The organism is Paraglaciecola sp. (genome assembly GCF_030730205.1).
Taxonomy (GTDB): domain Bacteria; phylum Pseudomonadota; class Gammaproteobacteria; order Enterobacterales; family Alteromonadaceae; genus Paraglaciecola.
This window is the reverse complement of the sequence record NZ_JANQVQ010000114.1, coordinates 1-3,938: the sequence shown is the minus strand read 5'-3', so window position 1 is coordinate 3,938 and position 3,938 is coordinate 1. Positions and strand designations below refer to the sequence as shown.

General features: G+C 37.1%; 4 protein-coding genes. All 4 read left to right on the top strand.

All coding sequences use genetic code 11. The features are described 5' to 3' along the window. Positions 1-1,220: HlyD family efflux transporter periplasmic adaptor subunit (locus NWQ57_RS08450; protein ID WP_306021706.1), on the top strand; the 1,220-nt coding region annotated here is incomplete at its 5' end. Positions 1,221-1,441: 221 nt separating this feature from the next. After that, the gene (locus NWQ57_RS08445; RefSeq protein ID WP_306021705.1) at positions 1,442-1,645 is read left to right on the top strand and encodes a hypothetical protein; all 204 of its coding nucleotides are present in this window, start codon (positions 1,442-1,444) and stop codon (positions 1,643-1,645) included. 324 nt (positions 1,646-1,969) lie between these two features. Further along, complete coding sequence (locus NWQ57_RS08440; RefSeq protein WP_306021704.1) at positions 1,970-3,043, top strand: DUF3419 family protein; 1,074 nt, start codon at positions 1,970-1,972, stop codon at positions 3,041-3,043. Between the two features lie 152 nt (positions 3,044-3,195). Beyond that, positions 3,196-3,938 (top strand): cysteine peptidase family C39 domain-containing protein (locus NWQ57_RS08435; protein WP_372340903.1); only part of this gene is annotated, 743 nt, incomplete at its 3' end.

Here is a 3,938-nt window from a genome sequence, read left to right as displayed (position 1 = left end):
TTGCCCATCAAAGTGAGCGTTTAACCGGTGCTATTTCATTAGCCCAACCCTTATCCATTAAGCTTACCGTACTCATTCTGGTCGTTGTAGCGTTGGCTATTGTGGTTTTTTTGTTTAATGCCCAATACTCCCGTAAAGAAACCGTGCGTGGTTTTTTAATGCCGAATAAAGGCATGATCAAAAGTTTTGCCAACCAGGGCGGCAGCATTGAAACGCTCTGGGTGAAAGAAGGCGATAAGGTTGTAAAAGGCCAGGCGCTGGCGACCATTATTATTCAGCAAAGTAATAACAACGGGGTGGAGTTAAGTGCTCAACTTGCTGAGCAGCTCAAGGCACAAACCAGATTACTTAGTGATGAAATAGCCCAACATCAGGCTTTACAAACTCAGGAATTACTCAACCTGCAAAGCCAGGAAATAGCCTTAAACCATGAAAAAGACGCGCTTGAGAGCCAGCTGGCCTTAGCGGACGAAAAGTTAAGTTTATTGGCCGAGCAACAACAAAATTTCAAGCAACTGAATAAAAATGGCTATGTATCCAACTTAGAACAACAAGCCCAGCAACAAACCTTACTTGAGGCCAAACAAGAAAAACAAAATATTGCGCGTTTATTACTGCAACAGCACAACGAATTAAGTCAAATTACCTTTAATATTGGCAACATCCCCCAACAGTATGCGTTGCGCATCAATAACTTATTACGCCAACAAGCTGATCTGCAACGCCAATTGGCGCAAGTCGCGAGTAACTATCAGTACACTATTATCGCCAGCAACAGTGGCATCGTCACTGGTATTCAGGTGGTTGAGGGTGAAAGCTTAAAATCAACCAATCCCTTATTGCATATTTTGCCTGAGGACTCAGAATTAGTGGCCGAGCTATTATTACCCACTCGCTCCGCTGGTTTTGTACAAGTAGGTAATGCTACCCGTTTACGCTTTGATGCTTTCCCCTATCAGCGTTTTGGTTTTATACAAAGCCACATTGTGCGTATTGATCAGGCACTGATCACCCCTAATGAAATACAACTGCCAGTGACCTTGCAAGAACCGGTTTACCGCTTACGCGCCAAACTTAATCAGCAACAGGTGCAAGCCTTTGGCAAGGCATTTGATTTAAAAAGCGGTATGTTGTTTGAGGCCGATATTATGCTTGAGCAGCGCACATTAATTGAATGGCTGCTGGAACCGATTTACAGCTTAAAAGGCAGGGTAAGTTAATATTCTCTATTACGTAAAAGAGAAGCAAAATATTTTTCTGTTGAGCTTGTTTGTTATTGATACAGCAAGTTTGGTGGAAAATAAAGCGGCTGACTTTAGTCACACTTTAGCGAGAAGCACTAAAGCCAGCCTTATTAATCGCTAACTCATTGAGAGTTGGCAAATCAATAACCCGACAACCCTTTATTAAAAGTAATGTCGGACAAATGGAGTATAACATTATGCGTGAACTAGATAAAAATGAAATTGTACAAGTAGGCGGGGGAGTTTCTCAAGAAGGAGCTATCGGTATCAATATGGGGATTATTTCAATCGGAGTAGGTATAGCGATTGCAGGTAGCGCTCCAGCTTGGTTTCCAATAGCTATGATAGGAGTGAGTATCTATGCAACTGCATCAGCCATCTCTAGCGCTCTTAGTCCATAGCCAATAACTTTTATTGTTTTAAACTCATAAACCGTACTAGGTGGTATCTTTCCAGATGCCATCTTATTGAAATTATTTAAGGTAGAAAAATGTCGCATAATAATTGGCGTAAGCTTAATAGTTCGAATTGGTTGTTAATAAAAAAAAGTAATCACATTAAGCTATTTGTATGTCTAGCTATTTCTATAATCATATCAATTTTCTTGATTATATTTTCTGGGTAATGCTGCAGGGAGAGAATCCCTGTCTTCTCAGGACAATAGCCTGAATGGTCATTCATTACCCAGTTATTTGGCAGCCTTTTAAAAATACGGAATAAATTTAATGTCACTTAATTACACGTTTGTAAATGAAGACACCTCTACGGAATTATCCATTTTATCCCCAGGTAGCAATATTTTAGCTATTGCAGGAAGTGGCTCTAGAGTTGTTCCTCTATTTATGTCCGAGCCTAAATCTATTTGTTGTGTCGATACATTGAAAAGCCAACTTTATTTAACTGAAATGAGAATAGAGGCAGTAAGGCAATTAGAATACGATGATTATTGTATGTTATTGGGTTATAAAAATTCCGAGCCTATTTACATACAAAAACTGTTTGATAAGTTGAAAATATCTGATGATGCAAAATTATTTTTAGAACATCACTTTAAAAAATTTGGTTGGAGAAGAATTATTTTTTCAGGTAAGTGGGAAAGAAGTATTGGTAAAGCATCAAGCTTTTTTAAATTATGTGTTCCTGATTTAGAATACAGGCTAAGTAAATGCAATAACATAACAGAACAAGAAGTGGTTTTTGCAAAGACTAAATTTAGAATTTTTTTAGCATTTAAAATATTGGAGTTTTTCACAATGATGTCGTGTTTGATAGATATGTTAAAAGTAAGGCGAAAAAAAATCAATTTTAAAAGCAGTTCAACTAGCGTCAAGCATTATTGGGAAGGGCTAAATAATATAGTTCATAGAAAAATCGTTTTAGAAAATTTTTTTTACTCAATATTACTAACTGGTAAATATAATCGTTTTGAAGCACCAACATTAGAAATTGATGCGAACAAATATTCAAGATATAAGAAAGGTATTGAGAATTGCCAAATTTCTTATGTTCACAATGATATATTCGACTTTATTATGAATACCAATTGTAAATTTGACTTTGTTTCATTATCGAATACGCCTGATTATCTTTCCAAAGAAATGAAATTTAAATTTATGCAAATGCTTAAGTGTGGATTAGCTAGAAATTCTAAAGTTGTTTTTAGGAACTGTTTAAGTCAAAAGATAAAGATTAATACTTCTGGTTTTGATGATGTTAGGGAGGAGTTTTCGAAGCCAGTAAAGTTAGATATTACACCATTTTATAAAGTAAATATTTTTCGAAGAAGCACTAATAGTTAAAATACTTAGTTACAGGCTCACAGTATCAAATTGTTTAGTCGTTTAAAATCATGTAAGCAATAATATTAATCAGTATTTTTATCGGTACCTAAATTTAAATGTATTCATCACCCCGAAAGCTTTTAATATTTTCTGTTATAAAATCTGTTCCCTTGGTACTTCAATCCGAAATAGCCGAGTGCGGTTTAGCCTCTCTGGCTATGGTTGCCGGTTTTTATGGTCATCAGCTTGATATGCCTGCGATGCGTAAACGCTTTTCGGCTAATTTAAAGGGCATGAACCTACAACAGTTAATCGATGTAGCGGATAGTTTAGGTTTAGCCAGCCGCGCCTTGCAATGTCCTATTAATGAAGTACATAAACTGCAAACTCCCTGCATTTTACACTGGGATATGAATCACTTTGTGGTATTAACCAAAGTATCAGGCAGGGGCAAAAGTGCGCAATTTTTTATTAATGATCCGGCAGTGGGCAAACGTACTTTAGCTCTTGCAGAGTTTAGCCAGCATTTTACCGGTATTTGTTTAGAACTCACCCCAACCAATAACTTTGAAGTCAAACAAGAACAAGCCCAGATGAAGTTCACACAATTGTGGTCTTCCATGTCTGGTTTGAAGTCTGGCCTAATAAAGTTAATTGGTTTGTCGCTGGTATTGCAACTTTTTGCGCTGATGACACCTTATTATATGCAGTGGGTGGTGGATGAGGTTTTGATCAGTTTTGATCAACCTTTGCTTACCGTACTAGCCATTGGTTTTGCATTGATCGCGATTATTTCAGTTGTAACTAATGCGGTTCGCAGTTGGTTAATATTACGCTTGTCTAGTTTGCTGAATATGCAAATGGGCGTTAACCTGCTGCGGCATTTATTACGTTTACCCATGAACTATTTTGA

Coding starts and splice junctions, on each gene's coding strand:
- NWQ57_RS08445 (WP_306021705.1), top strand. CDS start 1,442: ATGCGTGAACTAGATAAAAATGAAATTGTACAAGTAGGCGGGGGAGTT.
- NWQ57_RS08440 (WP_306021704.1), top strand. CDS start 1,970: ATGTCACTTAATTACACGTTTGTAAATGAAGACACCTCTACGGAATTA.